Here is a 25,049-nt window from a genome sequence, read left to right on the forward strand (position 1 = left end):
TTTTTTGTTAAGAAATAAGCTGAGGTTCTCTTATTTTTTATGATTAAATATTTAGAAGTAGTGAATATGTAAAAATGCATAATTGACAAAAAAATTACATGTTATCATTATATATTGTTTTATATATGTTACTTGTATAAAATTACACAAGTATCCACATTACATAAAGGAGGATTATTATGCAAAAAATATTTAACTGGGTTAAATGTATGAGTGTTAAGAAAAAATTAATCATTTCATTTTTTCTTATTTTAACTATACCAGGACTTATTATCGGTGGTGTTTCATATCAAACTGCCAAAACAAATTTTGAACAACAAATTACAGGTAAAGCAAAGGAGAATATTTCAGTTTTAAATACTGTTATTTCTCAAAATATAGAAGAGAAATTTGTTGATGCGGCGTACTTTGCAGACATTTTAACAGAGGATACATATCCAAACGGACAAGAAGAAATAGTAAGAACGAAGTTAACGCAATATATAAAACTTCATCCAGAAGTAGAAGGTATTTATATTGGAACACAGGCAGGAAAGTTTATAAGAGAACCATTTATCCAAATGGCTGATGGGTATAATCCAACAGATAGATCTTGGTATAAAGAAGCACATGAAAATAAAGGGAAAGTAATTGTTACTGCACCATATCAATCAGCATCTACTAAAAATATGGTAGTGACAATTGCTAAAGAAGTAAAAGATGGTAAAGGTGTTATAGGAATTAACTTAAATTTAGATAACATCTTAAAAATTTCCAAAATGATTAACATTGGTGAAAAAGGTTATGCAGTTATTCTAGATCAAAATAAGCAAATTGTTAGTCATCCATCTAGAAAACCAGGTGCAAAAGTTACTGATCCGTGGATTAAACCAATTTATGAAGAAAAACAAGGAAATGTGTCTTATACAGAACAAGGTGATAAAAAGAATTTAATCTTTGCAACAAATGAGAAAACAGGATGGAAAGTAGTCGGGGTTATGTTCGACGAAGAAATTACCGAAGCTGCGAATCCAGTGTTTTATAAGACTTTGATTGTCATTGCTATAGCTATTGTATTTGGTAGTGTATTAATTTATTTCATTACAAAGTCTATTACAAGACCATTAAGAAAAATAGCTGACTCGGCACATAAAATTAGTAAGGGAGATTTGACAGAGAAAATTACAATCCATTCCAAGGATGATATAGGGAAATTAGGGAATTCATTTAATGAAATGTCTGCCTCTTTACAAGATGTGATTACTCAAATTAGTTTTTCAGCAGAACATGTCGCTGCATCGGCTGAAGAGTTAACAGCGAGCGTACAGCAAGCAAATGATGCGACAGATCAAATTACAATTGCAATGGAACAAGTATCAGGTGGGGCTGAATCACAAAGTCAAGGTGTTGAAGAAGGTGCGGCTACATTACAACAAGTAAATACAGCAATTCAAGATGTAACTGGAAGCGCGGAATCAATTTCTATCTCCTCATTACATGCGAGAGAAAGAGCTGAAGAAGGGGAAGAATTGGTTGAACAAACAGCAAAACAAATGCAGTCTATTTCTAAATCGGTATCCGAGTCAGATGCTATTATTAAACTTCTTGATGAGAAATCAAAGCAGGTAGGAGCTATTTCTGAAGCGATTCAAAACATCGCTACTCAAACGAACTTATTAGCTTTAAATGCGGCTATTGAAGCGGCAAGAGCAGGTGAACAGGGCCGAGGGTTTGCTATTGTAGCTGATGAGGTTAGAAAATTAGCGGAGCAATCAGGAGAATCATCTGGAGAGATTGCAAATTTAATTGCAGAAATTAAGGCGGATATTGAACATACTGTTAAGGCGATGGATAATGTGAATGGAGAAGTTCAACAAGGCCTTGATGTTGTAACAAAAACGAAAGCAAGTTTTACGGAAATTTTAAGTTCTACTACACATATTGTTTCTCAAGTTAATCAAATGGTAGAAACAACGAAGAGAATTGCTGGAGATGCAAATGAAGTGACAAATGCTATTGATGAAATTGCAGCGGCTGCAGAAGAAAATACAGCTAGTATGCAAAGTGTTGCTGCTTCAACAGAAGAACAAGTGAATTCAATGGAAGAAATTAGTTCAGCTTCGCAAAACTTAGCTGGGATGGCCGAAGAACTACAAGCGATGACTAGTAAATTTAAAGTATAATAACAGCAGATAAGTAAGGTGATATTATTTTCACCTTACTTATTTTTCTATTCAGCAATTAGGGGAGTCATTAACGGGATGAAAAAAAGAAAAAGACTATGGAATTTATGGAAAACGATTACATTGTTAGTTTGTACAGTTGTAATTTTTTCTTTACTTGTGACAGATATATTAATTAGTCATAATGTAGAACGGACGACGGAGGATAGCCAAGCAGAGAAAGCAAAAACAATTGCACACATTGTGGCGAATGATTCAATTGTAATCGATGGTTTGATTGGGAAGGCAGATACTTCTGCAATCCAAACGTATACAAATAGAATATTAAAAAACACAGGTGTTCAATTCATTGTAGTTATGGACATGAATGGAATAAGAAAATCACATCCAAATCCTCAAAAAATAGGCTATCATTTTATTGGGGGAGATGAAGGGCCTGCATTGAAAGGAAAGGAACATGTATCGCTGGCAGAAGGAACTTTAGGTATTTCAATGCGAGTGTTTGTACCTGTATTTTCTGAAACAGGTGAACAACTTGGAGCGGTGGCCGTTGGTATTTCAGCAGATAATGTAAAAGAGAGAGTTAGGGAAAGTAGACATATCATTTACATTGGTGTCGGAGTTGGAGTACTAGTTGGAATTATAGGAGCAATATTGCTAGCTAGACATATAAAGAAAAGTTTATTCGGTCTTGAACCTCACAGGATAGCGAAAATTCTTGAAGAAAGAAATACGATGCTACAATCTGTAAAGGAAGGTATTATTGCTGTAGATAAAGAAGCCAATGTAACTTTAATAAATAATGAGGCAAAACGATTGTTTAAGAAAAGTGGACTTGAAGAAGATTTTATCGGTAAAGATGTTGAGTTGTATATGCCTAATTCACGTATAAAAGAAGTATTACAAACGGGAGAGGTACAATTAAACGAAGAACAAAATATTTATGGAATTACGATTGTGACGAATCGTGTTCCTTTATATGTAAAAGGAGAAATAGTTGGTGCAATTGCAACATTTCGTGATAAAACAGAGGTTAGAAAATTAGCAGAAGAATTAACTGGTATTAGACTATATGCGGAAGCATTACGGGCACAATCGCATGAATTTATGAATAAAATGCATGTCGTATTAGGACTTACACACATGAAGCAGTATGAAGAATTACAGAAGTATATAAGCGGTATGGTATCAGAGCATCAATATGAAATTGGTGGGGTTATGGAGAGAATAAAAAGTCCAGTATTTGCTGGTTTTTTACTTGGGAAACTTAGCTATGCTAGAGAGAAAAATATAAAATTAATCATAAGTGAAGATTCTTACATGCCGGAAATAGATGATGAAAGTATTATTCATGAACTAATTACGATTGTCGGAAATTTAATTGATAATGCATTAGAGGCAGTGATGAATTGTAAAAAGAAGCAAGTTGAACTTGAGATACAATATGGGGATACATTAATCATTACAGTACAAGATACGGGGAAAGGTATACCAGAAGAAGAAATAGGGGCATTATTTACGAAAGGTTATTCCACAAAGGGAGATAACCGTGGTTATGGTTTGTATCTTGTAAAAGAAAGTATACAGCGAATAAATGGGGAAATTCATATGCATTCATTAGTAGGAAAGGGAACAACGATAACAATTGAAATACCTAAAGGTAGGGATGAGAGGCAAATATGATTAAAGTTTTAATTGTAGAAGATGACCCGATGGTAGCAATGTTAAATACGCATTATTTAGAGCAAGTAGGAGGGTTTGAACTTGTTCAAGCAGTTAACTCCGTTAAAGAAGCGATAGAAGTATTAGAGGAATTACGAGTAGATTTAGTATTACTTGATATTTTTATGCCTGAAGAAACTGGATTTGAGCTTTTAATGTATATTCGGAACCAAGAAAAAGAAATCGATATTATGATGATTTCAGCTGTACATGATATGGGGAGTATTAAAAAAGCATTACAATATGGTGTAGTAGATTATTTAATTAAACCATTTACATTTGAACGATTTAAAAAGGCGTTAACTATATATCGAGAAAAGCTTACTTTCATGAAAGAACAACAAAAAATTAGTCAATCGGAATTAGATTCGTTAATTTTGCAAAAAGAAAAAAGAGAGCCTACTGTCACTAAAGAGCTTCCGAAAGGATTAACGAAGCAAACGATGCAATTAATTTGGCAAAAGATCGAGTCGCTGAATGGACGAGCGTTTACAACAGATCAAATGGCGCAATTAGTTGGAGTTTCAAGAGTTTCTATTCGAAAGTATGTAATGTTTTTGACTGAAATTGGAGTATTAGAAAACGAAATGGTGTATCAACATGTAGGAAGACCAGTGAGTAAATTAAGATGTATTGACCAAAATAAAATAGAGTTTTACGTATAAGCGACTTATTATAAGTCGCTTATACTTTTTTTAATTACAAAATCAATTACAAAACTTACAAAAACTATTTTTACTATTGAAAGCGTTTTAATATTGTTATTAAGAAAACAAGGAGGTGCCATATGGGAATTCAAAAGAATGTGGAAGCGGTATCATTTTCTGGAGGAAATGAAGTACAAAGAGAATCTTTCACTTCTAAAATTATGAATGTAAAAATCGGTGTTATACCTTTACCGTTATATGTAGTATTGGCTGCTATTATTTATGGGGCATCTGTATATAATAAATTGCCAGCAGATATGATTGGTGGATTTGCAGTTATTATGATCATGGGTATTTTCTTAGGCGACATTGGAATGAGAATTCCAATTTTAAAAAATATCGGCGGCCCGGCAATACTTTCATTATTTATTCCATCATTACTTGTATTTTTTAACTGGATGAATCCAGCTTCAATGGAAGCTGCGACTATGTTAATGAAAAAATCGAACTTTTTATATTTATATATTTCTTGTTTAGTAGTCGGAAGTATTTTAGGAATGAATCGTAAAGTATTAGTACAAGGTTTCGTTCGTATGTTTATACCTTTAGTAGTAGGGACGTTAGCTTCTGTAGCGGTAGGATTATTGGTCGGTTCACTATTTGGATTTGAAATGAAGCAAACATTCTTCTTTATCATCGTACCAATTGTGAGTGGTGGTATTGGGGAAGGGATTTTACCATTGTCGCTAGCTTATAGTGATATTTTAAATGAATCATCAGCAACGTTTGTATCACAACTTATTCCAGCGGCTATTATTGGAAATATGTTCGCAATCGTGAGTGCAGGGTATATGAAGCGTTTAGGTGAGAAGAAACCGGAGCTTAGTGGTAACGGTGTATTAGTGAAAACAGACAATCAAGCAGAGTTATTAAAAGAACAAAATACAGAGAAGCCAATTGACTTCTCATTAATGGGAGCAGGTTTATTAATTGCGTGTACGTTCTTCATCTTCGGAGGATTTGCTTCTAAGTTCATCGGTATTCCTGGGGCAATCATTATGATTTTCTCAGCAGCACTTGTGAAATACTTTAAATTAATGCCAGCAAAAATGGAGCAAGGAGCATTCCATTTATATAAATTCATTTCGAAGAATTTAACTTGGCCGTTAATGGTTGGATTAGGATTGCTATATATTCCGTTAAAAGACGTAGCAGCAGTTCTTTCAGTAGGATATGTTGTTGTGTGCGCATCAGTTGTTCTTACAATGGTAGCATCAGGTTTTCTTGTAGGGAAAGTGATGAAAATGTATCCAGTTGAATCAGCAATTGTAACGGGATGTCATAGTGGTTTAGGTGGAACTGGAGATGTTGCTATTTTATCAGCTTCAAATCGTATGGAATTAATGCCGTTTGCGCAAATTTCAACACGTTTAGGCGGGGCAGCAATGGTTGTAACAGCGACAATTTTATTGAAAATGTTTTCATGATCAAACAAGCTAGCTATATTCATATAGCTAGCTTGTCAATTTAAGGGGAGATTATAAGTATGTTAGATAATCAAATTAATGAAAGATCATTGTTACTGCATAAAGAATTAGTAGGGAAAATTGAAATTACAAGTAAAGTAGAAGTAAATTCAGCGGATGATTTAAGCCTGACATATACACCAGGTGTAGCGGAGTCTTGCAAAGCAATTGCGGCGGATGAAGAAACAGTGTATGACTATACGGCACGCGGTAATATGGTGGCAGTTATCTCAGATGGAACAGCGGTACTTGGTTTAGGGAATATTGGACCGAAAGCAGCTATGCCTGTTATGGAAGGGAAGAGTATTTTATTTAAGAAATTTGCGAATGTAGATGCTTTCCCGTTATGTTTAGGTACGACTGATGTGGATGAAATCGTTACTCTTGTGAAAAATTTAGAGCCTACGTTTGCAGGAATTAACTTAGAAGATATTGCGGCACCACGTTGTTTTGAAATTGAAAAGCGATTAAAAGCAGAAACAAATATTCCTGTATTCCATGATGATCAACATGGGACCGCTATTGTCGTCTTAGCAGCTGTTATTAATGCATTAAAAGTTGTTAGCAAACAAATGGATAATGTGAAAATTGTTATTAACGGTGCGGGTTCGGCAGGAATTGCAATTGGAAAATTATTATTAAAAGCTGGTGCAAAGCGCATTACGTTAGTTAGCTTAGAAGGTATTGTTTGTGAAGGTGAATCATGGATGAACGAAGCACAAATTGAAGTTTCCAAAAAGACAAATCGAGAATATGTGCGTGGAACGTTAAAAGAAGCGATTCATCAAGCTGATATTTTTATTGGCGTATCTGCTCCTAACGTATTAACGAAAGAACTTGTACAAACGATGAATGATAAAGCAATTGTGTTTGCTATGGCGAATCCAATTCCAGAAATCTTCCCAGAGGATGCATTAGAGGCTGGGGCAGCTGTAGTAGGAACCGGACGCTCGGATTATGCGAATCAAGTAAATAATGTATTGGCGTTCCCAGGGATATTCCGTGGTGCGTTAGATGTGCGCGCGACTGATATTACAGAAGAGATGAAATTAGCGGCAGCATATGGGATCGCTAACATCATTACGGACGAAGAACGTAATGCGAATTATGTAATCCCGAATCCGTTAGATAAAAGAGTTGTTCCAAGTGTTGCGGAAGCTGTAGCGAAAGCGGCCATTGATTCAGGTGTGGCGCAAATTATGAAAATACCAAGTTATTAATAGCTAAAAGCAGTGCCTAAAAAGGCACTGCTTTTTTGAGATAAGAAATCAAAATAATGAAGAAGTGTAAAATTATTTATTTGTGTGTCTTCACTATTTATTTAATTCCATTGCAACTTGTTTACCATTTACTAAAACCTCAGTTACTGCTACGATCACTTCTATCATTTTTTTCATCTCTTATCTCTCCTCATGTCATTTCTTACTTTAAGTATAAGAGAAGGGAGATACTTCAACTATCGAAGTATATGACGTAGAAATTACATTGTTGTAAGAAAGGGTTTTAGTTTTGTCACTTTACTCAGCGGTAATTAAAAACTGATCATAATATTTTTCATTCACATATATATTTAATATCCATAATCCAGATGAAGGTAGTGACATAGTGAGAGGGAGTTCGTTTGTAGTAGAATCAATTGTATTTGAAGTAGTCCAAGTTGGTTTGGAAGTTTCTTGTTGAAAGAGTACGGGTGTTGGAGTTATTGATCCTTGTTTTAGTGCAATAATAGATAGTTTTCCAGTTGGCATTTCAGGATCTAAAAAGTACCACATTATTTCATTTTTTTCATTTGCGATAATAGGACTATCAGCCATTGCGATTTTTTCTTCGATGCCTTTTAAAGGTATTTTTTCTTGTATGAAGGAGGGTGTTTCTTCCCAATTTACATCTTTTAAAACGCTAAGATGAAAGAAGGAAGGTGCATTAACTTGAGTGGATGACGTTGCGATGGCTTCTTTTTTAGGTGCTTCTGAATCAGGTTGCGCTTGTGTGCATCCAGCGATGAGAAAAGAGAAAAGTAGCATAGTTCCGATTTTTTTCATGGTGTCACACTCCTAAATTTTATTGTTAGTGTAATTGTATTTGCTAGAAAGCGGGACAATTCCTTTAAAGTATAAAAAGAGGTCGTAAGTTTTGTACGACCTCTTTTGACATTTTCTATATTTGTTCAGTTGAAAAGGCAGGTTTATTCTCTTTTTGTGGCATCGTTAAGAAAATAACAGAAAGAACGATACATACGCCGCCTAATAATTGATATGCTCCAAAGGATTCATTTAGCCAAGCGATTGAAACGATGGCAGCTACAAGTGGTTCAATGCTAGATAAAATGCTCGTTTCTGTTGCTGCTAAATATTTCAGACTACCGATATAAAGGAGGAAAGAAAGAGTGCCACTTATGATGATAAGAATAAGCATAGAAAAAGTTCTTGATGTAAAAGTTTGTGAAAGCTGATTCCATTCAAACGAGCGATTACAAATAAGCAGGGCAATACCGCCAATTAACATTCCCCAGCCAATTACTACAGTTGTTCCGCATTCTTTAATAAGAGAGGCTGGATGAAGGGTATAAAATGCAAATCCAATTGCAGTTAATAGACCAAAAATAATGGCTTCTTTTGATAAAACAATATTTTCAATTGAACCATTTGTAATAATAAAGTATGTCCCCGTTAGTGCTGTTATAATTGCGAGCAGTTGCATAGACGCTGGGAATTTTTTTTGTCCAAATGCGACATAAATGGTAATAAGAACAGGGCCAAGAAATTGAAATAATGTCGCTGTAACGGCGTTACTAACATGAACTGTTTCAATAAAGGCGTATTGCGCACCAAGCATGCCGAGAATAGAGAAAATAATAAGTTGTATAGAATATCTAGGGTGTTTCCAAATTTGAAATATGTTTTGTTTCTTTATAAGTAAGAAAGACAAAATAAATATTCCTGCAAGCAACAAGCGAATTGTTAAAAAATCAATTGAGGATACATTAGTATGCTGAAATAGCCACTGAATCATTGGACCAGATAATCCCCATAATGTAGCCCCTATAATAATCATAATGAGTCCGATACGTCTACCATTGTTCATTATCATGTTTCTCCTCTCCGGTATTTGATTTTTTATGTGTGACATGATAAAAGGAATTATATATAACTTCTGGTACTGTAAAAAGTATCAGATTTTAGTTTTATTAAGGGGTCAGATATTGTGTTAGAATTAACGCCTAATTTAAATGTGAATAGTAAAAGAGCATTGTACGTGCAATTGTATGAGTATATAAAAAAAGAGATTAAAGATGGAACGATTCCGGCTTTAACAAAATTACCTGCAAAAAGAAAGCTGGCAAGCTATTTACAAGTGAGTAAGAATACAGTAGAAGCGGCTTACGAGCAATTACTTGCAGAAGGTTATATTGAGTCAGCATCGAGAAAAGGTTATTTTGTATGTAAAGTTGAACAAATGATTTATGTAGAAGGAAGTGAAGCGAAAGTAGAAGAGGTTCCGTTTAGGGAGGAAAACTATAAATTTGATTTCACCCAAACAGGAGTTGATACGAATACGTTTCCGTTCACTACGTACCGCAAGCTTATAAATGATGTATGGCAACCACATAATAATGAATTGCTTTTTCTTGGACATCCTCAAGGGGAATTGAGCCTGAGGGAGGAAATTGCCAACTATTTGTATGAATCTAGAGGTGTGCGTTGTTCAGCTAGCCAAATTGTATTAGGGGCGGGAACACAAATATTAGTGAAGTTACTTTTTCAATTGTTGAAGGGAAGTAATTATGCTGTTGAAAATCCAGGTTATCATAGGAAAATGGTCGTTTTTGAACAGGGAGAGAAGAAGGTTCAAATGTTGTCTTTAGATAGAGACGGAATTTGTATGGCAGATTTAGAAAATAGCGATGCGAATGTTGTATTTGTAACTCCATCTCATCAATTCCCATATGGAATGATTATGCCTATTACGAGAAGGACGCAGCTTTTACAATGGGCGAAGAAAGAGGAAGACAGGTATATTATTGAAGATGATTACGATAGTGAATTTCGTTATTCAGGAAAGCCAATTCCGGCACTACAAGGTTTAGATACAGATGGGAAAGTTATTTATATGGGGACGCTCTCAAAAGCTTTGTTGCCCTCATTACGGATGAGCTATATAGTATTACCGAAGAATGTAATTGAAAAATATCAAAAGGAATATTTGTTTTATACACAAAGTGTTTCAAGAATGGACCAAGAAGTGATTAGAAAGTTTTTAAATGAAGGCTATTGGGAAAAACATATTCATAAAATGCGCGTCGTCTACCGAAAAAAGAGGGATCGACTTGTTTTTGAAATAGAGAAGTATTTCTCTAATCGTGTTGAAGTGATAGGAGAAGATTCTGGATTACACATTTTATTAAAAGTGCATAATGGAATGCGAGAAGAAGAACTAATTAAAGAAGCTGCAAAATATAGTATTAAAATATATCCTGTTTCTACGTACTATAAAGACGGTACTGCGCCTGAAAATGTAGTTTTACTTGGGTTTGCAATTTTATCAGAAGACGAAATTGCGAAAGCGGTTCAATTATTACATAAGGCATGGTATACAAGAAAGTAAAAAACATCCTCCAGGCATGAGGATGTTTTTTATTATTTATTTTCATCTAAGAATAAGACCATATGCTCTTCGTCCCAATACTGTCCGTTATATTTCAGTGAACGTTCTTGTACACCGAATGTTTTAAAACCTAATGATTCATAAAGTTTCTTCGCACCATCGTTGCCAACAACAACATCAAGCATAACTTGTTCTACTTCTAAAGATTTAGCAAGTTCAAGACATTCTTTAATAAGTGCTTTTCCTGCTCCAAGTCCGCGTGCTTTTGGAGACACATATACAGAACCAATTTTAGCTTTATGTTCTTGTTTTACATATGGTTTCGTTTCCAGCGTTGCAACTCCGATTAATTGTCCATCTTTAAATGCACCTAGCGTATAGTTTTCATCTTGTGCTAATTTTTGTGCTTTATATTCAATCGCACACTCTTTATTAATAATATCTTCATAAGAAGAGCTGAAAGCTTCAGGGTTTTGCTTTAATCCTTCTACACGAAGTTCTAAGTAAATTTCTGCTTCATCTTTTGTTAATACATGGATATCCAATTATATCACCCTCCAAATCTTTGCAAATGTACCTTTACCCCGCTATTTGCGGGCAGTAAGAATCCAACTTTAAAATCCGGCGAATGCGCGGAATTTAGGTGGGAGATAACTGCCCGTAAATGCCCGATTGGTTAAAGTTTTACTTTATTTTATATTGAAATAAGAATAATTTCAAAAGGTTAGCTTATATGAGCTGATTTTATGAACAAAATAACACCAGTAGTGTTTACTACTACTGGTGTTTTCACACGCATCTTATTCAAAAGGTAGCTCGATTCTAAAGTTTGTTCCTACTCCTAATTGGCTTGTTACTAGAATAGAACCGTTATGCAATTCTACAATTTCTTTTGCAACAGCTAGCCCGATACCTTTTCCTCCAGTAGCTCTCGTTCTCGATTTATCAACACGATAAAAACGATCAAAAATATGCGGGATATCTTCTTCAGGAATACCTTCTCCTTCATCGGCTACACTTATTGTAAAAGAATCTGTTTCTGTGAGTACGCGTATCGTAATAGTAGTGTTTTCTGGCGAATGTTGATAAGCGTTGTGTAATAAATTTAACATAACTTGTTCCATACGTCTTTCGTCTATGCAAACTTCTAAATCATCTTTGCAATATACATGGAGTTGCATTTGTTTATTTGTTAATGTTGTTTTTGTTTTTTCAACCATTCGTTCTAAAAATGGTTGAAGAATCACTTTTTGTTTTTTTATAACAAACTGGTGTTGTTCTAATTGCACCAGCATAAATAAATCTTGGACGAGATCGGTTACACTATCTGTTTCATCCTCAATGATTTGTAAGTATTCTTCACGCTCTTCTTTCGTTAAAGAGTCTCTCTTTGCTACCTTCGCATAACCTTTCATATAGGTCAATGGAGTTAATAATTCATGGGCGACACTAGCGAGAAACTCATTGCGTTCTTTTTTCATATAAGTCAGTTCACTGGATAAATCTTCAATCGTCTTTGCTAAGCTTCCAAGTTCATCATTCCGTTTAATACCTAATTGAATTGGTTTATTTAATTTTGACATTTTTTCTGTTGCCCGCTTCATTTTTATAAGCGGTTCTGTAATAACACGAGAAAAAACAAAGACAGAAATAGTCGTTAAAATAACTGTCAAAACACTAATGATAAGAAATTGCTTCATGAGTTTAAGTAACATATTTTCTAAGAAAGATGTTTTTAATAACATATATAACTTTCCTTGAAACTCTGCTGTGTTAAGTGGGCTTACCGTTGTGATGAATTTTGATTTTTTCCAGTTCTTTTCGACAACCAATCCGTTTGCTGGAATAGGTTCTGTTTTACAAGTAAGCTGTTTTTGCATTACCTTTGTTACAGGTTCTGAAGTGGAAATAATTTTGCCATTATTGTCAGTTATAATGATAGCTATATCAGAGTTAGCAATTGCTTCTGATTCGACTAAGTGTTCAGCTTCAGTGTTGATATCAAACTCGGGGTATACAGCACGTTTAGGCCGTTTACTGTGTTCAGCGCTTTCTGTGAGTCTCTTTTCTTTAGAATATGCATTCCACTTGGCGCGGTTTTTAATCATGTTACTATAGCGATTACCCTTTTCTAAAAGAGCAAGTGTTTCCTCCTCAATGCGCATGTTTGAAATGCTTTTGTAAAAAGATACGAAAGCAATTGTTTCAATACATAAAGCTAGTATTAAAAAGTATGTCCCAATTTTAAGTGAAAGTTTACTCATTTTCTCACCATACCTTATTTCATATAAAGGGTCAGTGGTATACTATTGTCCACTGACCGAAGTAATTATTCACTTTTCCATTTATATCCGACTTTATAGACAGTTTCTAAGTAATTTTCAACTGGAAATCCTTTTTTGCGTAATTTATCACGGATATTGCGAATATGTGAATCGATTGTTCTATATTCAATGTCTGTTTCATAACCCCAAATTTTTTCGATTAAATCATCTCGGCTATAAGCACGGTTTGTATTTTGTAAAAATAGTCCAAGTAACGAAAATTCGATAGGAGTCAGTGAGATTTTTTCATCATATACTGTGACAGTATGTTTCGTTTTATCCCACTCAATACCATTGAAGCTAACGAAGCCGTCTTTCTTTGTACGGCGTAATATAGCCTCGATTCTTGCGACTAATACATGCTCATCAAATGGTTTTGTAATATAGTCGTCCGCGCCCATAGTGAGACCTTTCACCATATCGTAGTTTTGATTACGAGCTGTTAGCATGATGATCGGAACGTTGGAAATTTGACGGATTTGATAGCAAGTATCCCATCCATCCATATTCGGCATCATAACATCTAACAAAATAATATCGAAGTCTTTTTGTTCTATTAACTTTAGTGCTTCAAGGCCAGAGGTAGCTTTCATACAAAAATAGCCACGAGGACTTAAGAACAGATCTAATAATCGTAACATGCGTTCTTCATCGTCTACTAATAAAATTTTAACCATAATATTGTGCACCCCAAACTGTTCATTCTACTTGTATAGTTTACATGAAAATAATAAAAAACTCTTTTTATGTGATTAGGTCGAAGAGTTATTTTTCGCTCAGAGTAATTGACATAAAAAATGCACTAGTTTTGCACAACTATTTTTTATAATAGAAAACGTAGCGACACAAAATACCCTATGTTGCGACATAACGTCATGTCATTTTATTTATAAAATGACAATTCCATTCTATTGTGTATGTGAGATAGAGAGGGTTTTCGTATTCACCTCGCATCGGATAAGAAAAATTTCCTATCTCACACTTTTTTTAAAAGGAGATCATACACATGAATCCAAAAGAAGAAATTTCAAAAAAAGAAAAGCAAGATCGTAATACGGTTGTCATGTGCATTGCCGTATCTATGGTTATTATTATAAGTTGTGTAAATAAAATTTTGGGGATTTTATAATATAGAAAAAGCTTATTGCTTCTTAAGAAGCAATAAGCTTTTTTTCGTTATTAGGGGAATAGTTTTATATAATAAACCAAGGTAAAATTGCTAACCCAGAAGTTACAATTGCTGTAGTAAATATTAAAAGCATAGCTCGTTTGTTTTGTTTCATGTCACATTCTCCTTTATATATCAATTGAATGCTATACGTTCATTTCATGATTGGTACCTCACTAATGAAAGTGTCACTTTACCCCGCATTAATGGGCAGTAAGAATTCCATCTAAAGATTTAGTGGATGCGAAGAAGTTAGATGGAAGATCAACTGCCCATAAAAGCCCGATTGGTGAGGGCTAATACTCAGTGGAGGTAAAGCTTTCCACTGAGTAAAGTTTCACTTTATACTTTTAGTATAATGAATGGAAAGGTTTGGTACGATCGATAAAGGTGACATGAAGATTACATTGTTGTAATGAAAAAAGCACCTTCCTTAATAAGAAGATGCTTTTAAAAAACTATATTGAAGTATTAATCATTTAAGAACAGAACCATATGTTCCTCGTCCCAATATTGCCCGTTATGTTTTAATGAACGCTCTTGTACGCCGTAAGTTTGGAAGCCTAATGACTCATATAATTTTTTTGCGGCATCGTTACCAACTACAACATCGAGCATAAGTTGTTCTACATGTAATTTATCGGCATTTTCGATAATTGCTTTAATTAGAGCTCTTCCTGCTCCAAGGCCACGCGCTTTTGGGGAAACAAAAACGGAACCGATTTTTGCTTTATGTTCTTGTTTAATGAAAGGCTTTGTTTCTAAAGTAGAAATGCCGATTAAATCGTTATCTTTGAAGACCCCTAGAGTATACTTATCCGGATTGCTTAATCGTTTTGCCATAGCAGCTACAGGATCCTCATGTTTAAGAACATCTTCATAAGAAGAGCTAAAAGCTTCCGGGTTCTTCGTTAAACCTTCCATACAAACTTTTAAATATATTTCTGCGTCCTCTGTCGTTAATAAGCGAATTTCCATAGTTATAACCTCCTTGGTCGAAATAAATCCATTACTTCAATAAGATTGTGTATGCGTTTTGTTAACAGTCTCTTTTAATTTGTAAAAGAATGAAAAGATATATGCTACAATGTTTTGTTTTTAATATGTAATGAAATTATATATTAACTTCATTAACTATTCAAGTCTTTAATATATTACATTTTTATAACTAAAATAACTCCTCAACCGAGGAGTTATTTTAGTTATTCGATTGATAACCATCAATTCGATGTGGATGTGTGTAAATATTGCAAGATTCATTTCTAATAAATCCTACGACTGTAATGCCTAAATCGTGAGCAAGTTGTAATGCTAATTTTGTTGGAGCGGATTTAGATAGAACCATTTCACATCCGATTTTTGAAACTTTGAGTAAAATTTCGGATGAAATACGCCCGCTAAATGCGATGATTTTTCCTTTAACGGATATATCGTTGCGTAAACAATGACCATATATTTTATCTAATGCATTATGTCTTCCAATATCCATTCTTGATAGGAGGATATTGTTTCGATCACATAGCGCGGTATTGTGAACCCCACCGGTTTGGCGAAAGGTAGTGGAAGATTGTTGTAAAGTATTCATTAAGTGAAAGCATTCTTCAGGAGTAATTTTTACATGTATATCATGTAAATCTTTTGCTTTTACTGCATCGTTAACGAAAATAAAACCTTGTCTACCTTTTCCGCAGCAAGAAGTGATGTATCGTTTATTATATAAAGTTTGATAGAGTGGATTTACTTTTGATGATGTTACATGGACAATTCCGTTATCTTTTTGCACCCATAGTTCTTCAACATCTTTATAGGAAGCAATAATTCCTTCAGAAATTAAAAAACCAATTACCATATCTTCAATATAATTTGGTGTGCATACAACTGTTACATATTCTTCACCATTTAATTTAATAGTAATAGGAGATTCTGTAACAATCTCATCCAGTTGTTTTGAAAATGTACCAGATTGATAGCGTACAATTGTATAAGTCTCTTGCGTAGGCCCCATATTAAATTCCCCTTTTATATGTATTTCTCTCCCATATTTATCATAAAACAATGGGGAAATAAAAACACCTATTAGCAAGGAAATCACAGATTATTTTGGTTATTATTGTATATGTACGATATAATAGAACTGTAGAATAGTGATATTTTCAAGCTTTCGTAGTTATACCTTATAACATCTAGAATCGACTTCATAAGAAAAGTATTCGGGCAGAGCGTTTCAAAAATATGTACAGTAATACGATTTTGAAAACGGATTCATAATTGTGTTGTACAGTTGGTTGTAAGGAGAGGGGAAACTATGGCAGAACAGACAGTCCGTGTAACCGTGGATGGTAAAGAATTTTCCACATCGGGTGAAAAGACGATACTACAATTATTTAACGAGAGTAATTTGGAACATCCTCAAATTTGTCATGTACCAGAAGTAGATCCAATTCAAACTTGTGATACGTGTATTGTAGAAGTAAATGGGAAGTTATTACGTGCTTGTTCAACGAAATTAGAGAACGGTATGCATATTGAAAGACAGTCCCAGCGTGCAAAAGAGGCACAGACTGAGGCAATGGATCGAATATTAGAGAATCATTTATTGTATTGTACCGTTTGTGATAACAATAATGGTAACTGTAAAGTCCATAACACGGTACATATGATGGGAATTGAAGAACAGAAATATCCGTATGAGCCGAAAGTAAGTGCTTGTGAAGTGGATATGTCACATCCGTTTTATCGGTATGATCCAAATCAATGTATTGCTTGTGGACAGTGTGTAGAAGTATGTCAAAACTTACAGGTTAATGAAACTATATCGATAGACTGGAACTTAGATCGTCCACGTGTTATATGGGATCATGGTGTAAGCATAAATGACTCATCTTGTGTAAGTTGTGGGCAGTGTGTAACAGTATGTCCATGTAATGCGTTAATGGAAAAAACAATGCTAGGTGAAGCTGGGTTCATGACTGGATTAAAACCAGATGTGTTAGATCCAATGATTGATTTTGTAAAGGATGTAGAGCCTGGATATAGTAGTATTTTAGCGGTTTCAGAAGTAGAGGCTGCGATGCGTAAGACGAAAGTTAATAAAACAAAAACAGTTTGTACATTTTGTGGTGTCGGTTGTTCCTTTGAAGTATGGACAAAAGATCGCCATATATTAAAAGTGCAACCTGTTTCAGATGCACCTGTTAATGGTATTTCCACATGTGTAAAAGGTAAATTTGGATGGGACTTTGTAAATAGTGAAGATCGAATTACGAAGCCATTAATTCGCCAAGGAGATATGTTTGTTGAAGCTTCATGGGAAGAAGCATTAGAAGTTGTTGCTTCTAACATGCAGCATATTAAATCTCAATATGGCAGCGATGCATTTGGATTCATTTCTTCATCGAAAGTAACGAATGAAGAAAATTACCTTATGCAAAAACTAGCCCGACAAATATATGGAACGAATAATGTGGACAACTGTTCTCGTTATTGTCAATCTCCAGCGACAGACGGTTTATTTAAAACTGTCGGTATGGGCGGGGATGCTGGAACAGTGAAAGATATAGCTGAAGCAGGCCTTGTTATTATCGTTGGTGCGAATCCAACAGAAGGACATCCTGTACTTGCGACGAGAGTAAAACGTGCTCATAAATTACACGAGCAAAAACTGATTGTAGCAGACCTTCGTAAACATGAAATGGCAGAGCGTGCGGATCTATTTATTCATCCGCGCCAAGGAACGGATTACGTATGGCTTGCAGGTATTACGAAATATATCATTGATCAAGATTGGCACGATAAAAAGTTTTTAGCTGAAAATGTGAAGAACTTTGATGAATATAGCAAAATGTTAGAAAAGTATACGCTTGATTACACAGAAGAAATTACGGGGATTTCTAAAGCTCAGTTAAAAGAAATGGCCCGTATGGTATATGAAGCAGATGGTACTTGTATACTTTGGGGAATGGGTGTAACTCAAAATACAGGAGGAAGTACGACATCAGCAGCAATTTCAAATTTACTACTTGTTACGGGTAACTATCGTCGTCCTGGTGCAGGTGCATACCCATTAAGAGGGCATAATAACGTACAAGGTGCTTGTGATATGGCAACATTACCAAACTGGCTCCCTGGTTATCAAGCAGTATCAGATGATACGCTTCGTGCGAAATTTGAAAAAGCATACGGTACAACTATTCCGAAAGCACCAGGATTAAATAATATTGCAATGTTACTTGCAGCGGAAGAAGGAAAACTACGCGGTATGTATGTCATGGGTGAAGAAATGGCTTTAGTCGATTCAAATGCGAACCATGTGCAACATATTTTATCAAATTTAGACTTCCTCGTTGTTCAAGATATGTTCTTATCAAAAACAGCTCGTTTTGCTGATGTTATTTTACCGGCAGCACCAAGCTTAGAAAAAGAAGGAACGTTTACGAATACAGAGCGCCGTATTCAAAGATTATATGAAGTATTGAAACCGCTTGGTGATTCCAAACCAGACTGGTGGATTTTGCAAAAAGTTGCTCGTGCACTGGGCGGGGATTGGAATTACGAAAGTCCAAGTGAAATTATGGACGAAATCGCATCACTTGCACCGTTATACTCTCAAGCGACGTATGACCGTCTAGAAGGATGGAATAGTTTATGTTGGGGTAGTCATGATGGTAGCGATACACCGCTATTATATGTAGATGGATTTAACTTCCCAGATAAACTTGCTCGTTTATCATTAGATGAATGGGTACCACCGGTTGTAGCGCCAGATGAGTATGATTTACTTTTAAATAATGGTCGTATGCTAGAACATTTCCATGAAGGGAATATGACGAATAAGTCGGCTGGTATTTTATCTAAAGTATCTGAAGTATTCGTTGAAATTTCACCTGAACTCGCTATAGAGCGCAATGTAAAAGATGGTGGTCTTGTAGAATTAGCATCACCATTTGGGAAAATTAAAGTACAAGCGCTTATTACTGATCGTGTAACGGGGAAAGAGCTATATTTACCAATGCATGCAACAGTAAATGAAGAGGCAATCAATATTTTAACTGGGACGGCAACAGACCTTTATACGTGTACACCAGCATATAAACAAACGATGGTGAAAATGCGTGTGTTACGTGAAAAAGGAAATCGTCCGTTACCATCTTCAAACCCGCGAGATAAAAAGCGTAATCCGCAAAATGGTGTTGAAATCGAGCAAAAGTGGCAAAGAAAACAATACGTATCACTTGTGGACTAGGGGGCGGAGATAGTGGCGAAAGAAATTACGTTAATTAAAAAGAAAGTTGTAACAGAGGAAGAACAGAAACAGCAATTAGCAGATGAACTTCTACATGAGCTATCTAATAATCGTGAAGCAGTAGAAGAAACGATGCAGCTTTTAGCACAGTTGCAGAAGGCTGGGATATTAGATGCAGCGATTAGTTTACTTGCTGCGAAGGAAGATGTTTCAAAAATCGCTGTGGAGCAATTAAATCGTGAACCCGTTAAAAATGCACTCAACAATATGATGGGGGCGGGGGAAGCGCTATCTGCAGTTGACCCAGAAGTAACGAAGCAAATCACATCGAGTTTAGTTACTGGATTGCAATTTGCAACAGATGAATTAAATAGTGGTAAAAAAACAAAAGTGATGGATTTCTTTAAAGTGTTAAAAGATCCAGATATCAATAGAGCCATTACATTCGGTTTTAGCTTCTTGAAAGCATTTGGGCAAGGATTAGAGAAAAAATAGGGTAAATGAAAAAGTGATGGGACGTAGCCATCACTTTTTTCATTGTATGTATAAGAGTGTTCATGTTAAGCGGAATATATTATTATTAAAAAGATGGATTAGAAATGGAAATATGGAATCCATCTCAAATATCGTTTTAGAATATGGAGGAATATATGCAACACCGTAAAAGACTATCTATACCAGGAGTAATGAGACATTCCTTTCAAACTGTTAGATTTGCTTTTTGGAATGTGTTAACATTCCAACTTGCTTATAAATTGTTAGCAGCGATTGTGTTTATCCCACTTTTCGGTATTATTTTCAATAAGTTGTTGTACTTTGGTGGGTATGCAAACGCAACAAATGATGAGTTATTAGCATTTTTGAAAACACCATACGGGATTTTGGTGATTTTAATTTTATCTATATTGGCATTGTTTCTTATATTTACAGAGTTTGCAGTACTTATTATCATTTCGTACTTCGCTCATAAAAGGCAAAAGGTGAGACTACGTCCAATTTTGTATAAAACAGTAACGTATTTACCTTCCCTGTTTACATATTGCTTACCCGGATTTGTTTTGTATGCAGTTGTACTATTACCACTATTAAGTATGGGATATAAATCTGCATTGATTCCTGAAATTCAAATTCCTAATTTTATTACAGGTGAACTATTTAAGACAACAATGGGGCAAGTTGGATATTATACTTTCTTTGCTGTAGTTGCCTATTTAAATCTTCGTTGGATTTTTGTTTTACCTATTATCGTTTTAGAGAAGAAGCCGTTCCGTACGGCAGCACGAAAAAGTGCGAACTTAGTAAAAGAAAGCTTCTTTAAAGTATTGTTCTTTTTAGTAGGTTTTTTCATATCTGTAGGAATCGTCTTTCTTTTATGTGTAGGAATTTATTTACTTTGTCTGTGGGGAGTGTATGAATTTACGAACCCAGAAGGGACATTTGCACTACTAGCAGAGTCAACTATTTCAGTCTTCTTAACAAGTACATTGTACCTATTTAGCTTTATTATGACGCCGTTTTATATTATGGCGTTAACAAGATTGTATTTACAAAAGGTTGCGGTCGAAGATGTTTTATTAGAAGAAGGATTAGATTATTCGAAAACGAAAGCAGATAAATGTTTCTTCCAAAAACATCGTTGGAAATTTATTGGCGTATATATTGTAGGAATTATTACTGCTGGAATGGTTGTTGCCTTCATTGTTACCTTTATTACAAACACATATAAAGAACCAATTATTATGGCTCATCGTGGTTATATTTCAAAAGGTGTAGAGAATACGAAAGAAGCTGTGCAGGGGGCTATTGATGCGAAAGCAGACTATGCTGAAATTGATGTACTGCAAACGAAAGACGGTGAACTAGCAGTTATACATGATTTGAAGCTAAAACGTCTTGCTAATGCTAATGTTCATGTGTCAGATTTAACGATGGATGAGTTAAGGCAGCTTACTCTTAGTCAAGACGGATTGTCAGGACAAATCAGTACACTTGATGAGATCATTAAGCTGTCAAAGAACAAAATCAAACTTAATATTGAAGTGAAGCTTCATGGTGGCGAAAAAGATTTCGTAAACAAAGTATTAAAAGTGATTAAAGATAATGAATTTGAGAAACAATGTGTCATTCAAACGCTACACTATCCGCTTATTAAAGAGTTTAAACGTGCAAATCCAAATATAAAAGTAGGATATATACTGTATGCAAGTAGAGCCAACTTAAAGAATGTGAAGGCTGATTTTTATGTAGCAGAAGAATACATGTTAAATAAGAAATTAGTAAAAGAAGCAAGAAAGTTAAACAAGCCGATTTACGTATGGACGGTAAATGATATGGAAAGTTTAAAGGGATATTATAAATTAAACGTAGATGGTATCATTACCGATTATCCTGAAGATGCACGTGAAACAATTAAGATGTTAAAAGAGCAAGAAGCGGAAGAAAGTGATCTGTTTGATAAAATTAGTGAAACAACAGATGATTTATTTTCCAAGTTATTTATAAGTTATCCAGCTGCTGGCTAAATGCTTGCAGCTGTTTTTTTATGAAAAGAATATATCTCTAAAGTATTGTGTACAGTAATAAGTGTATATGTATACGTCGATACTTAGGTTTCTTACATTGTTACATTATTGTCGAATAATAAATGATTACTTCTTATTTTTAGGGCGTATAATAAAAATAGAGTGATAGATAATGAAATGGCATGAAGATGCTAATAGAATCAATGTTCCATATATTTACACTATTCTAAATATATAAACTTTAAAAAAATAGTATGTTAGCGTTTTCATAACTTTTAAGTTATGCTAGAATAAGGACATAAGTTATTAATTATTACAAAAAGAAAAAAGAATCTCTTTTTTCTGTTAATTATAAGGGGGCATTTCATTATGCGTATTGGGGTACCAGCAGAAATTAAAAACAACGAAAACCGTGTGGCAATGACACCAGCAGGTGTTGTACATTTAATTCGTAACAATCACGAAGTATTCATTCAAAAGGGTGCAGGTCTAGGATCTGGTTTCACAGATGCTCGGTATGTTGAAGCGGGAGCAAAAATTGTTGATACGGCTGAAGAAGCTTGGAACATGGAAATGGTTATGAAAGTTAAGGAACCAGTTGAAAGCGAATACAAACACTTCAGCGAAGGTTTAATCTTATTCACATACTTACACTTAGCTCCAGAACCAGAATTAACAAAAGCATTAATCGAAAAGAAAGTTGTTTCTATTGCATATGAAACAGTACAATTAGAAAACCGTTCTCTACCATTACTTGCACCTATGAGTGAAGTAGCTGGTCGTATGGCTGCACAAATTGGTGCACAATTCCTTGAGAAAAACAAAGGCGGTAAAGGTATCTTACTTGCAGGTGTTCCAGGGGTTAAACGTGGTAAAGTAACAATCATCGGTGGTGGACAAGCTGGTACAAATGCTGCTAAAATTGCAGTTGGACTAGGTGCGGATGTAACAATCATCGACTTAAGTGCAGAACGTCTTCGTCAATTAGATGACATTTTCGGAAACCAAGTAAAAACTTTAATGTCTAATCCTTACAATATTGCAGAAGCTGTAAAAGAGTCTGATCTTGTAATCGGTGCAGTATTAATCCCAGGTGCAAAAGCGCCAAAACTTGTAACAGAAGAAATGATTAAATCAATGGAACCAGGTTCTGTTGTTGTAGATATCGCGATTGACCAAGGTGGTATTTTCGAAACAACTGACCGTATTACAACTCATGATAACCCAACTTACGAAAAACACGGCGTTGTTCATTATGCAGTTGCAAACATGCCAGGTGCGGTTCCACGTACATCAACTCTTGCATTAACAAACGTAACAGTACCATATGCAGTACAAATTGCTAACAAAGGCTACAAAGAAGCTTGCCTAGGAAACGCTGCATTACTAAAAGGTATTAACACATTAGACGGCTATGTAACATTCGAAGCAGTTGCAGAAGCTCACGGTGTAGAGTACAAAGGTGCTAAAGAATTATTAGAAGCAGAAACAGTATCTTGCTAATAGAAGCATTATACAAAACAAAATCGAACAATATATAAACCAACATGATAAGAGCTAAGAGTGAAGATCTCTTAGCTCTTCTTGGCAAAAAGGGGGCATACATCGTGGCCAACCTATTTAAAAAGAAATCCGTTACGCAATTGTTAGGGGAAAGTAAAAGTAAAACTTTAACGAAAACGCTAGGGGCATTCGACCTAACAATGCTAGGGATTGGTGCGATAATCGGTACAGGAGTTCTAGTATTAACAGGATTAGTAGCAGCAAGAGATGCTGGTCCAGCAGTTATTTTTTCATTCATGATTGCAGCAATTGTTTGTGGATTTGCAGCATTATGTTATGCAGAAGTTGCATCTACACTTCCTGTTTCAGGTAGTGTGTACACATATTCATATGCAACAATTGGTGAGTTTGTTGCCCATTTAATGGGATGGACATTGTTATCCGTATATGTCGTAACAACTGCCGCAGTAGCTGGCGGATGGACGGGTTATTTCAATAACTTAGTTAGTGGATTAGGACTTGAAATTCCTAAAGCCTTGTTAACGATTCCATCGCAAGGTGGTATGGTGAACTTACCCGCAATTATCGTTACGTTGGTGATAACTTGGTTATTATCACGAGGTACGAAAGAAAGTAAGCGTGTGAATAACATAATGGTATTAATTAAAATTGGTATTGTTGTTTTATTCATTGCAGTTGGTGTATTCTACGTGAAACCAGAAAACTGGATACCATTTGCACCGTACGGCATAAGTGGAGTTTTCGCCGGAGGAGCAGCAGTATTCTTTGCTTTCTTAGGATTTGATGCATTAGCAACTTCTGCTGAAGAAGTAAAAAATCCGCAACGTGATCTACCGATTGGTATTATTGCTTCGTTAGTTATTTGTACAATCATTTATGTTGTAGTTTGTCTCGTTATGACAGGTATGGTTTCTTATAAGGAATTAGATGTACCTGAAGCTATGGCATATGTGTTAGAAGTTGTAGGACAAGATAAAGTGGCTGGTGTAATTGCTATTGGAGCTGTAATCGGAATTATGGCTGTAATTTTCGCTTACATTTATGCAACAACTCGTGTATTCTTCGCAATGAGCCGTGACGGTTTATTGCCAAAATCTTTCGCGAAAATTAACAAGAAGACTGAAGCTCCAACATTTTCAGTTTGGTTAACAGGAATTGGTAGTGCTTTAATTGCTGGATTTATCGATTTAAAAGAATTGTCGAATTTAGCGAATATTGGAGCGTTATTAACATTCGCCATGGTTGGTGTAACTGTTATCATTCTTCGTAAAACGCATCCGAAATTACAACGTGGATTTATGGTACCACTTGTACCGATCTTACCGATTATTTCAGTTGCATGTTGTCTATTCTTAATGGTAAATTTACCATTAAAAACATGGATATACTTCGGTGTTTGGTTAGCAATCGGAGTAGTTGTATACTTTGTTTATTCGAAAAAACATAGTCATTTAAAAGACGATGGAAGTTCGCAGGATAATTTAGAACAAGCTAATTAAAAGGGATATAAGTATAGTAAGCCTTGTGCGTCTGAACTGCACCCCAATTGTTAGACACAGTCTAACAATTGGAGGTGCAGTTTTTTGTATGACAAAATTTACGAAGGA

Annotated in this window: 19 protein-coding genes and 1 pseudogene; 13 read left to right on the forward strand and 7 right to left on the reverse strand. The window is 35.1% G+C overall.

Annotated elements, in window-relative coordinates; translation table 11 throughout:
• Nucleotides 1-209: 209 nt before the first annotated feature.
• The 6 genes and pseudogenes from JDS99_RS32810 to JDS99_RS21105 all read left to right on the forward strand — a co-directional run.
• Nucleotides 210-1,223, forward strand: a pseudogene (locus JDS99_RS32810) (HAMP domain-containing protein); the annotation flags it as partial.
• A gap of 120 nt (nt 1,224-1,343) precedes the next feature.
• Nucleotides 1,344-2,162 carry a methyl-accepting chemotaxis protein gene (locus JDS99_RS32815; RefSeq protein WP_434087966.1) on the forward strand — a complete coding sequence of 273 codons (819 nt, stop codon included), beginning with the start codon at nt 1,344-1,346 and terminating at the stop codon, nt 2,160-2,162.
• 78 nt (nt 2,163-2,240) lie between these two features.
• On the forward strand, nt 2,241-3,845 hold the full coding sequence (locus JDS99_RS21090; RefSeq protein WP_149213941.1) for a sensor histidine kinase: 1,605 nt from the start codon (nt 2,241-2,243) through the stop codon (nt 3,843-3,845).
• Complete coding sequence (locus JDS99_RS21095) at nt 3,842-4,549, forward strand: response regulator (RefSeq protein WP_088061782.1); 708 nt, start codon at nt 3,842-3,844, stop codon at nt 4,547-4,549. The genes JDS99_RS21090 and JDS99_RS21095 overlap by 4 nt, the downstream gene beginning before the upstream one ends.
• Before the next feature lie 122 nt (nt 4,550-4,671).
• Nucleotides 4,672-6,018, forward strand: a complete 1,347-nt coding sequence (locus JDS99_RS21100; RefSeq protein WP_098096008.1) for a 2-hydroxycarboxylate transporter family protein — start codon at nt 4,672-4,674, stop codon at nt 6,016-6,018.
• A 59-nt stretch (nt 6,019-6,077) separates the two neighbouring features.
• Nucleotides 6,078-7,277: an NAD(P)-dependent malic enzyme gene (locus JDS99_RS21105; RefSeq protein ID WP_199695647.1), complete on the forward strand. Its 1,200-nt coding sequence runs from the start codon at nt 6,078-6,080 to the stop codon at nt 7,275-7,277.
• 297 nt (nt 7,278-7,574) lie between these two features.
• On the opposite strand, the gene JDS99_RS21110 is transcribed toward JDS99_RS21105, so the two are convergent.
• Nucleotides 7,575-8,099 carry a DUF4871 domain-containing protein gene (locus JDS99_RS21110; protein ID WP_087983429.1) on the reverse strand — a complete coding sequence of 175 codons (525 nt, stop codon included), beginning with the start codon at nt 8,097-8,099 and terminating at the stop codon, nt 7,575-7,577.
• Between the two features lie 115 nt (nt 8,100-8,214).
• Complete coding sequence (locus JDS99_RS21115; protein WP_199695648.1) at nt 8,215-9,141, reverse strand: DMT family transporter; 927 nt, start codon at nt 9,139-9,141, stop codon at nt 8,215-8,217.
• A 120-nt stretch (nt 9,142-9,261) separates the two neighbouring features.
• Between JDS99_RS21115 and pdxR the strand changes: the two genes are divergently transcribed.
• On the forward strand, nt 9,262-10,662 hold the full coding sequence (gene pdxR, locus JDS99_RS21120) for a MocR-like pyridoxine biosynthesis transcription factor PdxR (RefSeq protein ID WP_199695649.1): 1,401 nt from the start codon (nt 9,262-9,264) through the stop codon (nt 10,660-10,662).
• A 32-nt stretch (nt 10,663-10,694) separates the two neighbouring features.
• Here the strand turns inward: pdxR and JDS99_RS21125 are convergent, their stop codons facing one another.
• From JDS99_RS21125 to JDS99_RS21135, 3 genes are all read right to left on the reverse strand, one after another.
• Nucleotides 10,695-11,207 (reverse strand): GNAT family N-acetyltransferase, encoded by a 513-nt coding sequence (locus JDS99_RS21125; protein ID WP_000351216.1) that lies wholly within the window; start codon nt 11,205-11,207, stop codon nt 10,695-10,697.
• 255 nt (nt 11,208-11,462) lie between these two features.
• Nucleotides 11,463-12,926 carry a sensor histidine kinase gene (locus tag JDS99_RS21130; RefSeq protein WP_199695650.1) on the reverse strand — a complete coding sequence of 488 codons (1,464 nt, stop codon included), beginning with the start codon at nt 12,924-12,926 and terminating at the stop codon, nt 11,463-11,465.
• A gap of 65 nt (nt 12,927-12,991) precedes the next feature.
• Complete coding sequence (locus JDS99_RS21135; RefSeq protein ID WP_000238949.1) at nt 12,992-13,663, reverse strand: response regulator transcription factor; 672 nt, start codon at nt 13,661-13,663, stop codon at nt 12,992-12,994.
• 329 nt (nt 13,664-13,992) lie between these two features.
• Here JDS99_RS21135 and JDS99_RS32420 point away from each other — a divergent pair, with 329 nt between their 5' ends.
• Entirely contained in the window at nt 13,993-14,115 is a 123-nt protein-coding gene (locus JDS99_RS32420) for a hypothetical protein (RefSeq protein ID WP_001068388.1), read from the forward strand.
• A 510-nt stretch (nt 14,116-14,625) separates the two neighbouring features.
• Here the strand turns inward: JDS99_RS32420 and JDS99_RS21140 are convergent.
• Nucleotides 14,626-15,132: a GNAT family N-acetyltransferase gene (locus JDS99_RS21140; protein ID WP_000405878.1), complete on the reverse strand. Its 507-nt coding sequence runs from the start codon at nt 15,130-15,132 to the stop codon at nt 14,626-14,628.
• Between the two features lie 220 nt (nt 15,133-15,352).
• Nucleotides 15,353-16,159 carry a formate dehydrogenase accessory sulfurtransferase FdhD gene (gene fdhD / locus JDS99_RS21145; RefSeq protein ID WP_199695651.1) on the reverse strand — a complete coding sequence of 269 codons (807 nt, stop codon included), beginning with the start codon at nt 16,157-16,159 and terminating at the stop codon, nt 15,353-15,355.
• Between the two features lie 300 nt (nt 16,160-16,459).
• Here fdhD and fdhF point away from each other — a divergent pair, with 300 nt between their 5' ends.
• From fdhF to JDS99_RS21170, 5 genes are all read left to right on the forward strand, one after another.
• Nucleotides 16,460-19,396 carry a formate dehydrogenase subunit alpha gene (gene fdhF / locus JDS99_RS21150; protein ID WP_000840694.1) on the forward strand — a complete coding sequence of 979 codons (2,937 nt, stop codon included), beginning with the start codon at nt 16,460-16,462 and terminating at the stop codon, nt 19,394-19,396.
• Between the two features lie 12 nt (nt 19,397-19,408).
• Entirely contained in the window at nt 19,409-19,891 is a 483-nt protein-coding gene (locus tag JDS99_RS21155) for a helical membrane plugin domain-containing protein (protein ID WP_048541641.1), read from the forward strand.
• 155 nt (nt 19,892-20,046) lie between these two features.
• Nucleotides 20,047-21,918, forward strand: a complete 1,872-nt coding sequence (locus tag JDS99_RS21160; RefSeq protein WP_199695652.1) for a glycerophosphoryl diester phosphodiesterase membrane domain-containing protein — start codon at nt 20,047-20,049, stop codon at nt 21,916-21,918.
• 369 nt (nt 21,919-22,287) lie between these two features.
• The gene (gene ald, locus JDS99_RS21165; protein WP_199695653.1) at nt 22,288-23,421 is read left to right on the forward strand and encodes an alanine dehydrogenase; all 1,134 of its coding nucleotides are present in this window, start codon (nt 22,288-22,290) and stop codon (nt 23,419-23,421) included.
• A 104-nt stretch (nt 23,422-23,525) separates the two neighbouring features.
• On the forward strand, nt 23,526-24,941 hold the full coding sequence (locus JDS99_RS21170) for an amino acid permease (RefSeq protein WP_048541647.1): 1,416 nt from the start codon (nt 23,526-23,528) through the stop codon (nt 24,939-24,941).
• The last annotated feature ends 108 nt before the right edge of the window (nt 24,942-25,049 follow it).

It is taken from the genome of Bacillus cereus group sp. N6 (assembly GCF_016483705.1).
GTDB lineage: Bacteria > Bacillota > Bacilli > Bacillales > Bacillaceae_G > Bacillus_A > Bacillus_A wiedmannii.

Bases quoted from the DNA above. Each gene is read 5' to 3' on its own strand.
- JDS99_RS32815 (WP_434087966.1), top strand. From the start codon at position 1,344: ATGGAACAAGTATCAGGTGGGGCTGAATCACAAAGTCAAGGTGTTGAA.
- JDS99_RS21090 (WP_149213941.1), top strand. From the start codon at position 2,241: ATGAAAAAAAGAAAAAGACTATGGAATTTATGGAAAACGATTACATTG.
- JDS99_RS21095 (WP_088061782.1), top strand. From the start codon at position 3,842: ATGATTAAAGTTTTAATTGTAGAAGATGACCCGATGGTAGCAATGTTA.
- JDS99_RS21100 (WP_098096008.1), top strand. From the start codon at position 4,672: ATGGGAATTCAAAAGAATGTGGAAGCGGTATCATTTTCTGGAGGAAAT.
- JDS99_RS21105 (WP_199695647.1), top strand. From the start codon at position 6,078: ATGTTAGATAATCAAATTAATGAAAGATCATTGTTACTGCATAAAGAA.
- JDS99_RS21110 (WP_087983429.1), bottom strand. From the start codon at position 8,099: ATGAAAAAAATCGGAACTATGCTACTTTTCTCTTTTCTCATCGCTGGA.
- JDS99_RS21115 (WP_199695648.1), bottom strand. From the start codon at position 9,141: ATGAACAATGGTAGACGTATCGGACTCATTATGATTATTATAGGGGCT.
- JDS99_RS21130 (WP_199695650.1), bottom strand. From the start codon at position 12,926: ATGAGTAAACTTTCACTTAAAATTGGGACATACTTTTTAATACTAGCT.
- JDS99_RS21135 (WP_000238949.1), bottom strand. From the start codon at position 13,663: ATGGTTAAAATTTTATTAGTAGACGATGAAGAACGCATGTTACGATTA.
- JDS99_RS32420 (WP_001068388.1), top strand. From the start codon at position 13,993: ATGAATCCAAAAGAAGAAATTTCAAAAAAAGAAAAGCAAGATCGTAAT.
- JDS99_RS21140 (WP_000405878.1), bottom strand. From the start codon at position 15,132: ATGGAAATTCGCTTATTAACGACAGAGGACGCAGAAATATATTTAAAA.
- fdhD (WP_199695651.1), bottom strand. From the start codon at position 16,159: ATGGGGCCTACGCAAGAGACTTATACAATTGTACGCTATCAATCTGGT.
- fdhF (WP_000840694.1), top strand. From the start codon at position 16,460: ATGGCAGAACAGACAGTCCGTGTAACCGTGGATGGTAAAGAATTTTCC.
- JDS99_RS21160 (WP_199695652.1), top strand. From the start codon at position 20,047: ATGCAACACCGTAAAAGACTATCTATACCAGGAGTAATGAGACATTCC.
- ald (WP_199695653.1), top strand. From the start codon at position 22,288: ATGCGTATTGGGGTACCAGCAGAAATTAAAAACAACGAAAACCGTGTG.